The organism is Dactylosporangium aurantiacum, assembly GCF_000716715.1.
In the GTDB taxonomy this organism is placed as follows: Bacteria; Actinomycetota; Actinomycetes; order Mycobacteriales; family Micromonosporaceae; genus Dactylosporangium; species Dactylosporangium aurantiacum.
The window spans coordinates 21,437-37,301 of the sequence record NZ_JNYJ01000039.1 but is presented as its reverse complement, the minus strand read 5'-3'; the positions used below and the strand labels follow the sequence as shown (position 1 = coordinate 37,301).

The 15,865-nt window shown below is 73.3% G+C and carries 15 protein-coding genes and 1 pseudogene; 13 read left to right on the top strand and 3 right to left on the bottom strand.

Translation table 11 applies throughout. The annotated features are described in order from the left end of the window. Positions 1-9: 9 nt before the first annotated feature. Positions 10-954 (bottom strand): sulfotransferase, encoded by a 945-nt coding sequence (locus OP18_RS36325; protein WP_081971410.1) that lies wholly within the window; start codon positions 952-954, stop codon positions 10-12. Between the two features lie 97 nt (positions 955-1,051). On the opposite strand from OP18_RS36325, the gene OP18_RS36320 reads away from it, so the two are divergent. The 6 genes and pseudogenes from OP18_RS36320 to OP18_RS51550 all read left to right on the top strand — a co-directional run. Continuing rightward, the gene (locus OP18_RS36320; protein ID WP_156090040.1) at positions 1,052-1,477 is read left to right on the top strand and encodes a hypothetical protein; all 426 of its coding nucleotides are present in this window, start codon (positions 1,052-1,054) and stop codon (positions 1,475-1,477) included. Then, positions 1,474-2,703: an NRAMP family divalent metal transporter gene (locus OP18_RS36315; protein ID WP_033363688.1), complete on the top strand. Its 1,230-nt coding sequence runs from the start codon at positions 1,474-1,476 to the stop codon at positions 2,701-2,703. The genes OP18_RS36320 and OP18_RS36315 overlap by 4 nt, the downstream gene beginning before the upstream one ends. Before the next feature lie 2 nt (positions 2,704-2,705). After that, on the top strand, positions 2,706-3,080 hold the full coding sequence (locus OP18_RS36310; RefSeq protein ID WP_033363687.1) for a hypothetical protein: 375 nt from the start codon (positions 2,706-2,708) through the stop codon (positions 3,078-3,080). Next, positions 3,067-3,315, top strand: coding sequence for a PRC-barrel domain-containing protein (locus OP18_RS36305; protein ID WP_033363686.1), 249 nt, complete (start codon positions 3,067-3,069; stop codon positions 3,313-3,315). The genes OP18_RS36310 and OP18_RS36305 overlap by 14 nt, the downstream gene beginning before the upstream one ends. A gap of 56 nt (positions 3,316-3,371) precedes the next feature. Further along, complete coding sequence (gene gndA / locus OP18_RS36300; protein ID WP_033363685.1) at positions 3,372-4,808, top strand: NADP-dependent phosphogluconate dehydrogenase; 1,437 nt, start codon at positions 3,372-3,374, stop codon at positions 4,806-4,808. Between the two features lie 103 nt (positions 4,809-4,911). Further along, a pseudogene (locus tag OP18_RS51550) lies at positions 4,912-5,431 on the top strand (IS5 family transposase); the annotation flags it as partial. 368 nt (positions 5,432-5,799) lie between these two features. Here the strand turns inward: OP18_RS51550 and OP18_RS36290 are convergent. After that, positions 5,800-7,185, bottom strand: coding sequence for an MFS transporter (locus OP18_RS36290; RefSeq protein WP_063745687.1), 1,386 nt, complete (start codon positions 7,183-7,185; stop codon positions 5,800-5,802). 51 nt (positions 7,186-7,236) lie between these two features. Between OP18_RS36290 and OP18_RS36285 the strand changes: the two genes are divergently transcribed. The 7 genes from OP18_RS36285 (at position 7,237) to OP18_RS36255 (ending at position 14,423) form a co-directional block, all read left to right on the top strand. After that, a complete protein-coding gene (locus tag OP18_RS36285) occupies positions 7,237-7,602 on the top strand; it encodes a MerR family transcriptional regulator (protein WP_033363684.1) in 366 nt (121 codons plus the stop codon). Between the two features lie 48 nt (positions 7,603-7,650). Further along, complete coding sequence (locus OP18_RS36280; RefSeq protein ID WP_245635641.1) at positions 7,651-8,151, top strand: SigE family RNA polymerase sigma factor; 501 nt, start codon at positions 7,651-7,653, stop codon at positions 8,149-8,151. Further along, complete coding sequence (locus OP18_RS36275) at positions 8,148-9,008, top strand: hypothetical protein (protein ID WP_033363682.1); 861 nt, start codon at positions 8,148-8,150, stop codon at positions 9,006-9,008. The genes OP18_RS36280 and OP18_RS36275 overlap by 4 nt, the downstream gene beginning before the upstream one ends. After that, positions 9,005-9,547, top strand: coding sequence for a GNAT family N-acetyltransferase (locus tag OP18_RS36270; RefSeq protein WP_033363681.1), 543 nt, complete (start codon positions 9,005-9,007; stop codon positions 9,545-9,547). Before OP18_RS36275 ends, OP18_RS36270 begins: the two co-directional genes overlap by 4 nt. A 247-nt stretch (positions 9,548-9,794) precedes the next feature. After that, positions 9,795-11,987, top strand: coding sequence for a discoidin domain-containing protein (locus OP18_RS36265; RefSeq protein WP_211273775.1), 2,193 nt, complete (start codon positions 9,795-9,797; stop codon positions 11,985-11,987). Beyond that, entirely contained in the window at positions 11,984-13,285 is a 1,302-nt protein-coding gene (locus OP18_RS53555; protein ID WP_033363679.1) for a DUF1996 domain-containing protein, read from the top strand. The genes OP18_RS36265 and OP18_RS53555 overlap by 4 nt, the downstream gene beginning before the upstream one ends. A gap of 97 nt (positions 13,286-13,382) precedes the next feature. Further along, a complete protein-coding gene (locus OP18_RS36255; protein WP_033363678.1) occupies positions 13,383-14,423 on the top strand; it encodes a LacI family DNA-binding transcriptional regulator in 1,041 nt (346 codons plus the stop codon). 3 nt (positions 14,424-14,426) lie between these two features. On the opposite strand, the gene pdxR is transcribed toward OP18_RS36255, so the two are convergent. Then, positions 14,427-15,821 carry a MocR-like pyridoxine biosynthesis transcription factor PdxR gene (pdxR, locus tag OP18_RS36250; RefSeq protein WP_033363677.1) on the bottom strand — a complete coding sequence of 465 codons (1,395 nt, stop codon included), beginning with the start codon at positions 15,819-15,821 and terminating at the stop codon, positions 14,427-14,429. Positions 15,822-15,865: the final 44 nt, after the last annotated feature.

The window sequence follows — 15,865 nt, the reverse complement described above, 5'->3', positions numbered from 1 at the left end:
GGGCGCAGCTTAGGAGTCGCGGTACCCGTACCGGTGCCGCAGCGGCGCGGTGACGGCCCCGGTCAGCCGCCGGTGCCGGGGCGCCATCGACAGCGTCCACTCGTCGTCCAGGCGCAGCGGGACCGCCCCGGAGCGGAACCGCACCGGGTTGCCCGACACCTGATGGGTCCGGCGCACGAACAGCTCACCCCGGTCGCCGACGCGCACCGGCGCGGCCGGCACGCCGCTGAGCCGGGTCACCGCCAGCAGCGTCGCGTCCGGTTCGGTGACCAGGTCCTCGTAGCGGAACCGCAGGTAGGGCAGGCCGGCACGGCGGGTGATCCGCTCCGTCGCGAGGTTCCACGCCGACCAGTACAGCGCCGTGCACGCCGGGTGCATGCGCGGCATCAGCTCGCCGTTCGGGGCGTCCGGGTCCTCCTTGTGCCGCTGCCACGAGTACGCCACGGCCCGCGGGTCCCGCACGATGTGCGCCACCCGAACGTCCAGCCCGGGCGCCTGCAGCAGCGCCGTCAGGTACGACGGGAACTTCGAGGAGTCCACCACGACGTCGGCGCCGCCGACCTTGGCCACCGCCCGGTACAGCCGCGCCAGGGCCGCGTAGTACCAGCCGAGCTCGCCGGCGTCCGGCGGGTGCGTGGGGCGCAGCAGCATCCCCGGCAGGTGCCGGGTGCGGAACCGGCGCGACGCCTCGTCCAGCTCGCGCAGCTCGTCGTCGTCGGGGACCCGCCCGAACGCCTCGTGCAGCACCTCGACCCAGAACCCGCACGAGCGCAGCGGCGTGCCGCAGCTGCACCGGCGGTTCTGCAGCAGCCCCCGCTCCCACAGGAACTTGATCTCACCGACGCCGACGAGCCCCGGCACCTGGTCGAGCATCCCCTCGGCGAGCGTGCTGCCGCTGCGCCCCCACCCGGCGAGGTACAGCACGCGGGTGGGCGGCGGCGAGTCGGTGTGCACCTTCGCTCAACGCCCCGCCGGCAGGGAGGGTTACGACCGGCTTCACCCGTTTTGCCACCGCGTTTGGGTGGCCCCGCACCGGGGGTACCACCGCCGCATGCGACGCAGCGTCCTCATCGCCGCGGGGCTCGTCCTCGCGGTCCTCGGCTACGGTGCGTACGCATCGACCCGGCCGCCGGACCGGCACGAGTTCCGCACCACCGCGGTGCAGGCCGCCCAGTCCGCGCACGACGCGCTGCGCACCGCCTACCTCGCCGGGGTCGCGCTGCGCGACGGCCGGGCCACCGAGCCCTACGTCACCGTCGTGCTCGACGACGGCACCCGGCGCACCACGAAGACCGCCGCGAAGCTCGCCGAGCTGCCGCCGCCCGACGACGACATGCGGGCGCTGCGCGACGAGCTGGCGCCGCTGCTCACCGAGGCACTGCAACGGCTCGGCGACACCGCCGCGCACCCCGTCGACGTGGACGCGCTGCCACCGCTGGCCGACCGGCTCTCGGACGTCCTGGACCGGTACGCGTGAAGAAGTTCCTCGCCATCACCCTGGGCATCCTCACCGCCATCGGCGGCTTCGTCGACATCGGCGACATGGTCGCCAACTCCGAGGCCGGCTCCCGCTTCGGCATGTCCCTGGCCTGGGTCGTGCTCGTCGGCGTGCTCGGCATCTGCGTGTACGCCGAGATGGCCGGGCGGGTCGCCGCGGTCAGCGGGCGGCCCGTGTTCGACCTGGTCCGGGAGCGGCTCGGCCCCCGCGTCGGGCTGCTGAACCTCGCCGGGTCGTACCTGGTCACCGTCCTCACCCTCGGCGCCGAGATCGGCGGCGTCGCCCTCGCCGTGCAGCTCGCCACCAGCGTGCACTACCTGCTCGTCGTGCCCGTCGCCGCGTTCGTGTGCTGGGTCGTGCTGTGGCGGGTGAGGTTCGAGACGATGGAACGGGTGTTCGGCCTGCTCGGGCTCACGCTCGTCGTCTTCGTCGTGGCGCTGCTGAAACTGCCGACCGACTGGGCGCAGCTGTGGGACCAGGCCCGCACCCCGGCCCCCGCGGGGCAGGAGAACTGGGGCACGTACGCGTTCGCCGGCGTCGCCCTGTTCGCCGCCGCGATGACCCCGTACGAGGTGTTCTTCTTCTCCTCCGGCGGCGTCGAGGAACGCTGGACGACCCGCGACCTCAACGTCTCGCGGGCCAACGTCTTCGTCGGGTTCCCCCTCGGGGGCCTGCTGTCCCTGGCGCTCATGGCCACCGCCGCCGTCGTCTACCACCCCCTCGACATGCGCCTCGAGGACCTCGGGCAGACCGCGCTGCCGGTCGCCATGGCGCTGGGCAAGCTCGGCCTGGCCGTGGCGATCCTCGGCTTCTTCGCCGCCACGTTCGGCGCCGCCCTGGAGACCGGGCTGTCCGCCGGGTACACCGTCGCGCAGTACTTCGGCTGGTCCTGGGGCAAGCGGCTGCGGCCCCGCGACGCCGCCCGCTTCCACGTCGTGGTCCTCGTCAGCGTCCTGCTCGGCACCGCGGCCCTGGCCACCACGATCGACCCGGTCCTGCTGACCGAGACGACCCTGGTGCTCAGCGCGGTCGTCCTGCCGCTGACGTACCTGCCGATCCTGGTCGTCGCCAACGACCGGCAGTACCTCGGCGAGCACGTCAACGGCCGGCTCGGCAACACCCTCGGGGTGCTCTACCTGGGCGTCATCCTCGTCGTCGCGGCCGCGGCGATCCCCTTGACGATCATGACCGGGATGGGAGGCTGAGCATGCTCCTCATCGGGTTCGAGCTGCTCGACCGCCAGATCGTCGACCTGGCCGGCGAACCCGTCGGCAAGGTCGACGACGTCGAGCTGACGGAGGTCGACGGGGTGCCGCACGTCGCGGCGCTGCTGTCCGGGCCGCAGGCGCTCGGCCGCCGCCTCGGCGGGCGGCTCGGCGACTGGATCAGCGGCGTCGCCGGCCGGGTCCACCCCCGCGAGCACCCCGACCCGCTGCGCATCCCGTGGGACCTCGTCGCCTCCCACGACAGCGCCGTCACCCTCACCGTGCGCCGCGAGCTGCTCGCCGAGCCGCTGCTCGAGCAGTGGCTGCGCGACCACGTGGTGGGACGCATTCCGGGATCCTCCGATGCGGGCGAGTGAGCTCATCGGCCGCCGGGTCCGCCTCGCCGACGGCTTCACCGGCAAGGTCGCCGACCTCGAGGTCGACGGCACCGAGGTCGTCGCGGTGATCGTGGTGCGCGGCGCGTGGGGGCGGCTGCTCGGGTACGAGCGCGCCAGCGTCCGCGGCCCCTGGATCCTGGAAACCTTCGCCCGTGCCGTGCTGAGGCGTGACAGTCGGCGGGTAGCCTGGTCCGACGTGCGCTTCGAACCGTGATCCCGGGGTAGTGATCGCCGGTCGGGGCGAGATCGTCTTTGACTGGAGAGGTTCAGATGTCCGACCTTGCTCAGATCGGCGTGACCGGTCTTGCGGTGATGGGACGTAACCTGGCCCGCAACCTGGCCCGTAACGGTTACGCCGTCGCCGTGCACAACCGTTCCTACGAGCGCACCCGCCGGCTCGTGGACGAGTTCGGGCACGAGGGCACGTTCGTGCCGAGCGAGTCGATGGCCGACTTCGTCGCGTCCCTGGCCCGCCCCCGCGCCGTCATCATCATGGTGAAGGCCGGCGGCCCCACCGACGCCGTCATCGACGAGCTGGTCCCGTTGCTGGAGCCCGGCGACATGATCGTCGACGCCGGCAACGCCCACTTCGCCGACACCCGCCGCCGCGAGCAGGCGCTGCGCGCGCACAACCTGCACTTCGTCGGCACCGGCGTGTCCGGCGGCGAGGAGGGCGCCCTGCTCGGCCCGTCCATCATGCCGGGCGGTTCGCCGGAGTCGTACCGCACGCTCGGCCCCATGTTCGAGAAGATCGCCGCGGTCGTGGACGGCACGCCCTGCTGCGTGCACATCGGCCCCGACGGCGCCGGGCACTTCGTGAAGATGGTCCACAACGGCATCGAGTACGCCGACATGCAGCTCATCGCCGAGGCGTACGACCTGCTGCGGGCCGGCATCGGCGCCACCCCGGCGCAGATCGCCGACATCTTCCGCACCTGGAACACCGGCGACCTCGAGTCGTTCCTCATCGAGATCACCGCCGACGTGCTCGGCCACGTCGACGCCGAGACCGGTCAGGCGTTCGTCGACATCGTGCTCGACCAGGCCGAGCAGAAGGGCACCGGCCGCTGGACCGTGCAGAGCGCCCTGGACCTCGGCGTGCCGATCACCGGCATCGCGGAGGCCACCTTCGCTCGGTCCCTGTCCGGCCACGCCGAGCAGCGCGCCGCCGCCCGCGAGGCCTTCCCGTCCACCTCGGGCGGCCTCACCGTGCAGGACCGCGACCAGTTCATCGAGGACGTGCGGCTCGCCCTGTACGCCTCGAAGATCGTCGCGTACGCCCAGGGCTTCGACCACATCGAGGCCGGCAGCGCCGAGTTCGGCTGGAACATCGACCGCGGCGCCGTCTCCACCATCTGGCGCGGCGGCTGCATCATCCGCGCCCGGTTCCTCAACCGCATCCGCGAGGCGTACGACGAGAACCCGTCGCTGAAGAGCCTCATGGTCGCGCCGTACTTCGCCGAGGCCGTCAACGCCGGCGTCCCCTCGTGGCGCCGCGTCGTGGTCGCCGCCGCCCAGGCCGGCATCCCCACCCCGGCGTTCTCGTCCTCCCTGGCCTACTTCGACGGCCTGCGCGCCGAGCGCCTCCCGGCCGCGCTCATCCAGGGCCTGCGGGACAACTTCGGCGCCCACACGTACCGCCGCACCGACCGCGACGGCACCTTCCACACCCAGTGGGCCGGCGACAAGAAGGAGTACAGCGCCTAAGCCGTCGGGCTGGCTGTTCGTCGGTGTGGCGTTGATCGAGATGTGGCGAGGTCTCCGGTAAGTGGGTTAGCGACCAAGCAAACCTTCATACACCGGAGACCTCGTGGCCAGCGTAGCGGTGGCGAGGCGGCATGACCTCAGCGACGCGCAGTGGGCGGTTCTGGCCGCGGTGCTGCCTGCTGCGTCGGTGCGTGGGCGGCCGCCGAAGTGGAGCAGACGGCAGTTGATCGATGGGATCCGGTGGCGGGTCCGGGTGGGTGCGCCGTGGCGTGATGTGCCGGCGGAGTATGCGCCGTGGCAGACGTTGTACTGGTTGTTCCGCCGGTGGCAGCGGGACGGGACGTGGCAGGCGGTGTTGACCGCGTTGCAGGCGCACGCTGATACCGCTGGTCGGGTCCGGTGGGACGTCAGCGTGGATTCCACCAGTGTCCGGGCGCATCAGCACGCTGCCGGCGCTCGCCGTGACGGCGGCTTGCAGCAGGAGGGGTTCCCACCCCGGAGCCCCCATGCTCGCTGGCGCTCGCACTGCCTGCGCTGCGCGCGGCAGCCTCACGCGCGGGCACGCGGCATCGGAAAGGGCCGGGGGTTGCGGTGACGAGCCTCGCGAGAGGTCTGTCGTCCGATCCTCCGGGCCGGCCGGTGGCCGCCGGTCGGTCGTGACTCCTTGGGGTCCTGTGTCGTTGTGGCGGCACAGGGCCCCACCCTTCTCGCGCGAGTCGCACGGGACGGCGTCCTTCGTTCCGCCGGAGACGGCTCCCTTCGTTGTGGTCGCGTGGGTCCCCGGATTCCGCGGGGTTCCGCGCGTCGCTGGTGCGACCGGTTTCGTGGCCGATCGACTGGGTGTCCTCAACCAGGTAGGTCGGCGGTCGGTCGGCGGTCGGTCGGTCGGCGGTTGGCGGTCAGGGTGCCGGGCGGTGGGTGCTCGTCGCGGCGGCCGGTCCCGTGGCGGCCGTCCCTGCGCGCACTGCTGCGTCGGCGTGGCGCGGTGGCCTCACGCCTGCGCATCCGCCCGGGCGGGGTGCGGTGGCGGGTCCTCTGAACTGTGCTGGAACCGTTCTACCAGCCGGGTACGACATTTCTGGTCGAGCAGGCCCCGGCCGGCGGTGACGGCGGCGCCGGTCAGGGCGGCGGCCGCCGTCGCCGCGAACAGGGCGCCGAAGCCGAAGCCGGCGGCGAGGACGAGGGTGAGCACGGCGACGGTGACGGCGCCGGACAGGTACTGCGACGTGGTGAGCAGCGCGCCGGCCGAGGACTGGTGGGGTGGAGGGACGTCGCGGCCGCCGAGGACGAACATCGCGGTGTAGACCATGCCGTGGGCGAAGCCGCTGACCAGCAGGCCCGGCAGCAGGCCGGTGGCGTAGGGGGCGCCGGCGGCCAGAGCCAGCCAGCCCAGACCGGCGGCGGCCAGGGCGAAACCGGCCGACAGGACCGCCGGGCTGCCGAAGCGGCGCACCGCCCGGCCGGTGACGGCGCTGCCCACGGTGACGAGGGCGGCCAGGGGCAGGAACGCCAGGCCCGCCCGCAGCGGCGAGTAGCCGCGCGCCGACTGCAGCAGCAGGGTCACCACGTAGAACTCGGCGCCGACGCTGGCCATGTACAGCGCCGTGGCCGCCACGCCGACCCGCAGGCTGCGGATGCCGCGCAGGGCCGGCTCGATCAAGGGGGTGGCGGCGCGCCGTTCGTGGGTCACGAAGCCGGTGGCGGACGCGGCGGTGGCCAGCAGCGTGGCGAGGGTCGCCGGGGCGGTCCAGCCGGCGGTGCCGCCGAGGGTGAGGCCGAGCACCGCACCGAGCGCGGCGCCGGTGCCGAGCAGCGACCCGGTCAGCGGCACCCGGGCGCCGTGGACCGCCCGGTCCCGCAGCCACAGCAGGCCGCCGGCGGCGCACAGCACGGTCACCGGCACGTTGACCAGGAACGTCCACCGCCATGAGACGCGGGTCAGGACGCCGCCGAGCACGACGCCCGCGGCGAGGCCGGACGCGCCGACGGCGCCCCACACCGACAGCGCCCGGGAGCGGGCCGGGAACATGGTGCCGAGCAGGCCCAGGATCGCCGGCTGCAGCAGCGCCGCGGCCACGCCCTGGGCGAAGCGGGCGCCGAGCAGCACCCCGCCGGAGGCGGCGAGACCGCCGGCGACGCTCGCCACGCCGAACCCGGCGGCCGCGGCCACGAACAGCCGGCCCGCGCCGGCCCGGTCCGCGAGCCGGCCGCCGACCAGCAGGAACCCGGCGAACGGCACCGCGTACGCGCTCACCACCCATTGGGCGGCGGCCAGGTCCAGGTCCAGGTCGGCGGCGATGCCGGGCAGCGCCACGTACACGATGGAGTAGTCCAGGGCGAGCAGGAACTGGGCCAGGGACAGCAGGAGCAGCGGCATGCCCGGATCATCGGAGGTTCACACTGGTGTGAACGTCAAGGGGGAGTGAGCATGCGCATAGGTGAGTTGTCGCGCCGTACGGGTATCCCGGCCCGCCTGCTGCGCTACTACGAGGAGCAGGGGCTGCTCACGCCGGTGCGCCTCGCCAACGGGTACCGCGACTACGCCGAGCACCTCGTCGACCGGGTGCAGCAGATCCGTGGCCTGCTCGACGCGGGCCTGCCGACCAGGGTCATCCGGGAGGTCCTGCCGTGCACCGACAACCCGTGCACGATCACCGTCTCCGACGCCAGCGAGGAGCTCGTCGCGCTGCTGGAGGCGGAGCGCGACCGGATGGACGCCCGGATCGCGTGCCTGGCCCGCAACCGTGACGCGATCGCCGCGTACCTGCGCCAGGTGGAGGCCGCCCGCCGGTGACAACCATTTCCCGGGCCGGCGTCGTTGACCGCCCGGGAAGGGGTGCCGGTGGAGGACTTCGAGGCGTACGTCAACGCCGCGTGGCCGCGGCTGCTGCGCGCGGCGTGGCTGCTGACCCAGGACTGGCACCGCGCCGAGGACCTGGTGCAGACGGTCCTGGCCCGCGCGTACGGCCGCTGGCCGCGCATCCGTGACGGCTCGCCCGACGCGTACCTGCGCGCGATGCTGGCCACCACGTACCTGAGCTGGTGGCGCCGGCGGTGGCGGGGGGAGCTGCCGACCGAGCGGCTGCCGGAGCGGGCGGCGGCCGACGGTGCGCTGGAGGGCGTCGAGCTGCGCCATCTGCTCGCCGGTGCCCTCGCCCGGCTGCCGCGCCAGCAGCGGGCGGTGCTGATGCTGCGCTTCCACGGCGACTGCACCGAGGCCGACACGGCGCGGGTCCTCGGCCTGCGGGTCGGGACCGTCAAGTCGCACACCGCGCGGGCCCTCGCCGCCCTGCGCCACGACCCGCAGCTGCGGGCCCTGCTGACCGAGGAGGCCCGGCGATGAGCGACGAGACGCGGGTCACCGAGCTCTTCGAGCGGGCGCTCGCCACCGTACCGCCGCCGCTGCTGACCCCGCCGCGGGCCGCGATCCGGCGCCGGGTGCGCCGCCGCCGCGCCACCGGATGGGCGGCCGCCGCGGTCGTGGCCGGGGTGGTCCTCGCCGGCGCGGCGGTCGCCCGCCCGGACCCGGCGCCGGTGCCGCCGCGACCGGCCGCGTCGACGCCCCGCCCGGCCGGCCCGGTCGTGACGGGGGTGCCGTGGCACACCGCCCGCGTCGACCGGACCGGCACCCGCGTCACCGTGTACGCCGCGCCGCTGCCCGGCAAGTGCGTCGCGCGGGAACCGGCCGGCGACCGGGTCGACTGGGGCGAGCACGGCATCGCGGTGTTCCTCGCCGGGGCGTACACCGGCTGCCGCGACGACGAGGTGGCCGCCGCGCACACGTTCGTGCTGCCCCAGGCGGTCGGCGACCGGACGGTGCTGGACGCCCGGGACCCCGGCGGCCGGCGGGTCGTCGTGCGCGACACGCAGCTGCCGGACCTGGCCGCCGGCGGCTGGACGGAGCTGCCCGCGGTGTGGGCCGGCGGCGCGATCCTGGTGCTGCGCTTCACCCGGCCCGGCGGCCCGGACCTCGGGGTGTCGGCCTTCCGCTGGGACCCGGACGGCGGTGCCCGGCTCACCGCGGCCGACCACACTGTCACCGTCGGAGGCCGCACGGTCGACGTCTACGGCGCCCCCGGCGGCCCGCGGGCCGGGTGGTGGTCCGCCGACGGTACGGTCCGCTTCACCATGGCGCCCGTCGATGCGGGCGTCGGAAACTCGGCGTTCGACGAGATCATCCGTGGTATGACCTGGTCGTGACCACACCTCTCATCGAGGTGGCGACCCCCGCGCACCGTGCCGCGGTGGTCGCCACCGTCGTCGCCGCGTTCGCCGCCGACCCCGCGTTCCGGTTCTTCTGCCCCGACGACAGCACGTTCCAGCGCGAGGCGGAGGCGATCGCCGGCGGGCTGTTCGACGCCAGGGTCGGGCACGGCACCGTCTGGGTCGCCGACGGCGGCGCCGCGGTCGCCATGTGGGATGGGCCCGACGCGCCGCCGTCCAGCCACGAGCCGACCGGCCGGTTCGCCGTGTACGAGCGCGCCGTCGCCGCCGTGATGCCGACCCATCCGCGCTGGTACCTGGGGGTGCTCGCGTGCCATCCGGCGCACCGCGGCCGGCGGCTGGCCCGGGCCGCCATGGTGCCGGCGCTGGAGCGGGCCGCCGCCGACGGGCTGCCCGCGCTGCTGGAGACCTCCAACCCGGGCAACGTCGAGGTGTACCGCCGGGTCGGCTTCGACGTGATCGAGCACCTCACCGTCGGTGACGAGCTGCCGGTCTGGATCATGCGCCGTCCGTAACACCGCGGCGCCCGGCGCGCTGACCTGGGGAGAGCGCTCCCGCGCCGGTCGCATCAGGCTTTGTCACTGCGCGACGGAGCGTCAACCGGCCGTGAGCTGCTGGTAGTCGATGTTTGGAGAGCGCTCTCCCATTCGGGTGGAAGCATTGACACGATTCGAGCAAGGGTTCACAGTGACCGGATGAGAGAGCGCTCTCTCATCCCTCCGCAACACACTGGTCACCCGAGCGACATGAATGGAGCTCCCTATGCCTTGGTCGGCACCCGCCCCCGGCCATCGACGTCTCTCACGATTTACGACCGGCCGGCGCACCCTGCGCGCCGGCGCCATCGCCACCGCGGTGGCCGCGATGCTGTGCGCCTACATCGTCGTGGTCGTGACCCGCGCCGACGCCGCGGAGACCCTGCTGTCGCAGGGTAAGCCCACCACCGCGTCCTCGACGGAGAACGCCGGCACCCCCGCCTCCAACGCCACCGACGGCAACACCGGGACCCGCTGGTCCAGCGCCTTCAGCGACCCGCAGTGGATCCAGGTCGACCTGGGCGCCACGCAGAGCATCACCCGGGTCGCGCTGAACTGGGAGGCGGCCTACGCGTCCGCGTACCAGATCCAGACCTCCGGCAACGGCTCCACCTGGACCACCATCTACAGCACCACGACCTCCACCGGCGGCATCCAGAGCCTGACCGTCACCGGCTCGGGCCGCTACGTGCGGGTCAACACGACCGCCCGGGCCACCCAGTACGGCGTCTCGCTGTGGGAGTTCCAGGTGTACGGCGGCAGCACGCCCACCGGCTGCGGCACCACCAACGCCGCGCTGGGCAAGGCGGCCACCGCCTCCTCGACGGAGAACGCCGGCACGCCCGCCGCGTCCGCGTTCGACGGCAACACCGGCACCCGCTGGTCCAGCGCCGCCGGTGACCCGCAGTGGATCCAGGTCGACCTCGGCACCACCCAGAGCATCTGCGGCGTGACGCTGAACTGGGAGACGGCGTACGCGACCGCGTTCCAGCTCCAGACCTCCACCAACGGCTCCACCTGGACGAACATCTACAGCACCACGACCGGCACCGGCGGCGTGCAGGAGCTCACGGTCACCGGCTCCGGCCGGTACGTGCGGCTCAACGGCACCGCCCGGGCCACCCAGTGGGGCTACTCGCTGTGGGAGTTCCAGGTCCGCGTGACGGGCGCGCCGCCCACCACGAACGACACGCCGAGCAGCAGCCCGAGCCAGCCGAGCCAGAGCCCGAGCCAGAGCCCGAGCCAGCCCGGCACCAGCGTCCTGCTGTCGTACAAGAAGCCGGCCGTCGCGTCGACCTCGCAGAACGACAGCAACTGCAACCCGTGCACCCCGGACAAGGCGTTCGACAACGACCCCGCCAGCCGGTGGGCGACCAGCCCGACGAACGGCTGGGTCGACCCGGGCTGGATCTACGTCGACCTCGGCGCGACCGCGCAGATCAAGCAGGTCGTGCTGCAGTGGGACCCGGCGTACGCCGTGTCGTACCAGATCCAGACGTCGGCGGACGCGGTCAACTGGACGCCGATCTACACCACCACGACCGGCAAGGGCTTCAGGGAGACCCTGACGGTCAACGGCACCGGCCGCTACGTGCGGATGTACGGCACCCAGCGCTCCAACGGCTACGGCTACTCGCTGTGGGAGTTCAAGGTGTACGGCACCGGCGGCAACCCGGTCCAGCCGCCGGCGTTCCCGGCCGACCCGGTGTTCCCCGCCACGAACCTGGTCTGGGCCGACGAGTTCAACACCGGCACCAACGTCGACACGTCCAAGTGGACGGTCGACCCGGGCACCGGCCAGAACGGTGAGATCCAGTACTACACGAACCTGGAGAACACCTCCATCCAGGGCGGCTCGCTGGTCATCGAGGCCCGCAAGCAGACCCTCGGCGGCCGCGACTACACCTCGGGCCGGATCAACACCAGCAACAAGTTCTCCACCCAGTACGGCCGCGTCGAGGCCCGCATCAAGGTCCCGAAGGGCAACGGCCTGTGGCCCGCCTTCTGGATGATGGGCACCGACTTCCTGACCGGCCGCCCCTGGCCGTACAACGGCGAGATCGACATCATGGAGATCCTCGGCAAGAACACCAACGAGGTCTACTCGACCCTGCACGCGCCGGCCTACAACGGCGGTGGCGGCTACGGCCAGAAGATCTCCACGGTCGACCTGTCGCTGGACTACCACGTCTACTCGACGGAGTGGGACAGCAAGCACATGACGTTCCGCGTCGACAACCAGATCATCCTGGTCGCCAACAAGGACACCGTCGAGACGACCCGCGGCCCGTGGGTGTACGACCACCAGTTCTACCTGATCCTCAACCTCGCGGTCGGCGGTGACTTCCCGGGCCCGATCGACGCGACCACGCCGTTCCCGTCCCGGATGTACGTCGACTACGTGCGGGTCTACAAGTGAGCGCCCGGGTCCTGGGGAGGGGCCTGGTCAGGAAGTCCCTGATCGGGTTGGCGCTCACCGCACTGGTCGGTACGTACGCCGCCACGCGGGCTTTCTCGGCGGACGCCGCCGAGATTCCGATCTCGCAGGGGAAGCCGGTCACGGCGTCCTCGGTGGAGAACGGGGGTGCCGCCGCCGCGAACGCGGTCGACGGCAACGGGGGCACCCGGTGGTCGAGCGCGTTCAGCGACCCGCAGTGGCTGCGGGTCGACCTGGGCGCGCCCGCCACCATCACCAAGGTGGTGCTGAACTGGGAGGCCGCGTACGCCCGCGACTTCACCATCCAGACGTCGGCCGACGGCGCCTCGTGGACGACGATCAACACCACGGTGAACAGCACCGGCGGGGTCCAGACGCTCGACGTGTCCGGCTCCGGCCGGTACGTGAAGCTGAACACCACCCGCCGGGCCACGCAGTACGGCGTGTCGCTGTGGGAGTTCCAGGTGTTCGGGACCGGCGGGTCGACCCCCACCAGCAACCCGACCACCATCCCGCCGGGCGCGGTCCGGGTCGCGGAGTTCCTCGCCGACTGCCCGTTCAGCCACCGGCTGCCGGACGACCCGATCGTCTTCCCGGGGCTGCCGGGGGCGTCGCACATGCACAGCTTCTTCGGCAGCACCGTCACCAACGGCAACACGACGGTCAACGACCTCGCCAACGGCCCGAGCAACTGCAACCCGGCCGTCGACAAGTCCTCGTACTGGGTGCCGACCCTGTACCAGGACGGGGTCGCGAAGGAGCCGGTGATCACCACGTTCTACTACCTCGGTGAAGGGGTCAGCGACGCCGTGCGCGAGCAGACCCAGTCGCTGCCGTACGGGCTGCGGATCGTCGCCGGCAACGCCAAGGCGACCGCGCCCGACGCGACCACCATCTCCCGCTGGTCCTGCCTGCACCACAACGAGGCCGGCGCGGGGAAGGACTTCATCAACTGCCCGGCCGACTCGATGCTGGAGTCCTACCTGGACTTCCCGCAGTGCTGGAACGGGCGTGACCTGGACTCGGCCGACCACAAGAGCCACATGGCCTACCCGGTCAACGGGGCCTGCCCGGCGACGCACCCGGTGCCGGTGCCGAAGCTGCGCCAGGTCCTGCGGTACCCGGTCAACGGTGACCCGTCCCGCATCCGGCTCAGCTCGGGTGCCGGGTTCACCATGCACGGCGACTTCTTCAACGCCTGGCCGCAGGCCGAGATGGACCGCCGGGTCGCGTACTGCATCCGGCTGAAGGTCAAGTGCGGCGCCGACGGGCGCGCGTAACCACCTGGGAACCGGCCGTGGATGGACGTGCCTCGACCGCCGTCCATCCACGGCTCCCTTTTCTCACCGCGCGGGGGCACGATCTACCGTGAGAACCATGACGGGCAGCGACACGCGACCACCGACCCTGGAACAGGTCGCCAACTACGCCGGGGTGTCCCGCGCCACGGTCTCCCGCGTGATCAACGGGGTGCAGACCGTCGACCCGGAGCTGCGGCGCACCGTCGAGCGGGCGATCGCCGCCACCGGCTACGTGCCGAACCTCGCCGCCCGGTCCCTCGTCACCCGCCGCACCGACTCGATCGCCCTGGTGGTGTCGGAGCCGGAGAACCGCGGGTACGAGACGCCGTTCCTCACCCGCACGTTCACGGACCCGTACCTGGGCCGGGTCACCGCCGGCGCGCAGGAGGTGCTCCGCCCGCTCGGCATCCACCTGGTCATCTTCCTGGCCGACCCGCCCGCCCGCGAGCACGTGCTGCGTTACCTGCGCCAGGGCCACGTCGACGGCGCCCTGCTCATCTCCAGCCACGTCGACGACCCGCTGCCCGGCCAGCTCGTCGACCTCGGCGTGCCGTGCGTGCTGTCGTGCCGCCCCGGCCGCCCCGTGCACACCAGCTTCGTCGACGTCGACCAGCGCGCCGGGGTGCGCCTGGCCGTCGACCGCCTGGCCGGCCTCGGCCGCCGCCGCATCGCCACCATCACCGGCCCTCTCGACATGCCCGCCGCCCAGGACCGCCTCGCCGGCTTCCGGGCCGCCGTCGCCGCGCACGGCCAGGCCGACGCCCCCTACGTCGAGGGCGACTTCACCCGCGGCGGCGGCGAGCGCGCCGCCCGCACCCTGCTCGCCGAGCACCCCGGGGTCGACGGCGTCTTCGTCGCCAACGACCTGATGGCCGACGGCGCGCTGCGCGTGTTCCAGGAGGCGGGTCGGCGGGTCCCCGACGACGTGGCGGTCATCGGTTTCGACGACAGCACCGCCGCCCTGGAGTGCCACCCGCCGCTGAGCACGGTCCGCCAGCCGGTCGAGGAGATGGCGGGGGAGATGGCGCAGCTGCTGCTCACCCGCATCCGCGAGCCCGGCCGCTCGCCGCGTTCGGTCATCTTCAACCCGGAGCTGATCCTGCGCGCCTCCGCCTGAGCCTCACCGCCGATCGAGGCCGTCGAGCGCCTCGGCGAGGATGGCGACGCCCTCCTCGATGGCGTCCTCGGACAGGTGGCCGTAGCCGAACAGCAGGCCCGGCGGGCCGGGCGCCAGGCGGAACCGGCCGACGCCGTGCACGGCGAGCCCCCCGGCCAGCGCGGCGGCCTCCACCGCCTCCTCGGCCAGGCCCGGCGGCAGCCACGCGACGAGGTGCTGGCCGGCCGCGATCCCGACGGGCCGCAGCTGCGGCAGGTGCCGGGCGAGGGCGGCCAGCAGGGTGTCGCGGCGGCGCCGGTACAGGGGACGCATCCGCCGCAGGTGCCGGTCGAACTCGCCGCTGCCGAGGAAGTCGGCGAAGGTCAGCTGGTCGAGGGCCGGCGAGCCGCGGTCGGCGAGGACCTTCGCCGCGACGACGGGCGCGACGAGGTGCGCCGGCAGGACCATCCAGCCGAGCCGCAGCCCGGGCGCGAGGGTCTTGCTGGCCGAGCCGACGTACGCGACCCGGTCCGGGGCGAGGCCCTGCATGGCGCCGACGGCGGCCCGGTCGTAGCGGTACTCGGCGTCGTAGTCGTCCTCGACGACGAGCGCGTCGCGGGCCGCGGCCCACCGGACGACGGCGGCGCGGGCCGCGGCGGGCAGGACACCCCCGGTCGGCCACTGGTGCGACGGGGTCAGCACGAGCGCGTCGGCGTCCACCGCGGCCAGGGCGGTCACGTCGATGCCGTCGGGGCCGACGGGGACGCCGGTGACGGTCATGCCGGCGGCGACGGCGAGGGGCCGGGCGTCGTCCTCGCCGGACGGGTCCTCCACGGCGAGGCGGGTCGCGCCGCCCGCGTGGAGCACCTGGATCAGCAGGTTCGCCGCCTGGGCGTAACCGGCGCAGACGACGATCGTGTCAGGGCGGGCGTCGGTGCCGCGGACCCGGTTCAGGTACTCGGCGAGCGCGGCGCGCAGCTCGGGGGTGCCCTGCCCGCTGGTGTAGCCGAGCCGGTCGGTGGGCGCGGTCGTCAGCACCCGCCGGACGCTGCGCAGCCACGCCGCGCGGGGGAACCGCGACACGTCGGTGCGCCCGTAGCCGAAGCTGATCCGGGCCGGCGCCACCGCCGCCGGCCCCGGCACGACCGCCGGCGCCGGTCCCGTGGCGATCGTGGTGTACCCCCCGGAGCGGCTGGTCAGGTAGCCCTCGGCGGTCAGCTGCTCGTACGCGGTGACGACCACGCCACGCGAGACGCCCAGCGCCGCCGCGAGGGCCCGGCTGGACGGCAGCGCGCTGCCCACGACGAGCCGGCCGCCGCGGATGCCGGCCCTGATCGCCGCCTCCAGCTGGCGGTGCAGCGGCCCGCCGGCCGGGTCGAGCGCGACGAGCAGCTCCGGATTGGTCCTCTCGCGTGCCACGAAAACGGACCTTACCGCGAGGACCAATGGGCGGGAAGCTCGAC

Excerpts from the sequence above, each read along its gene's own strand:
- OP18_RS36255 (WP_033363678.1), top strand. The coding sequence starts at position 13,383 with ATGACGGGCAGCGACACGCGACCACCGACCCTGGAACAGGTCGCCAAC.
- OP18_RS36310 (WP_033363687.1), top strand. The coding sequence starts at position 2,706 with ATGCTCCTCATCGGGTTCGAGCTGCTCGACCGCCAGATCGTCGACCTG.
- OP18_RS36285 (WP_033363684.1), top strand. The coding sequence starts at position 7,237 with ATGCGCATAGGTGAGTTGTCGCGCCGTACGGGTATCCCGGCCCGCCTG.
- OP18_RS36320 (WP_156090040.1), top strand. The coding sequence starts at position 1,052 with ATGCGACGCAGCGTCCTCATCGCCGCGGGGCTCGTCCTCGCGGTCCTC.
- OP18_RS36290 (WP_063745687.1), bottom strand. The coding sequence starts at position 7,185 with ATGCCGCTGCTCCTGCTGTCCCTGGCCCAGTTCCTGCTCGCCCTGGAC.
- OP18_RS36305 (WP_033363686.1), top strand. The coding sequence starts at position 3,067 with ATGCGGGCGAGTGAGCTCATCGGCCGCCGGGTCCGCCTCGCCGACGGC.
- OP18_RS36265 (WP_211273775.1), top strand. The coding sequence starts at position 9,795 with ATGCCTTGGTCGGCACCCGCCCCCGGCCATCGACGTCTCTCACGATTT.
- OP18_RS36275 (WP_033363682.1), top strand. The coding sequence starts at position 8,148 with ATGAGCGACGAGACGCGGGTCACCGAGCTCTTCGAGCGGGCGCTCGCC.
- gndA (WP_033363685.1), top strand. The coding sequence starts at position 3,372 with ATGTCCGACCTTGCTCAGATCGGCGTGACCGGTCTTGCGGTGATGGGA.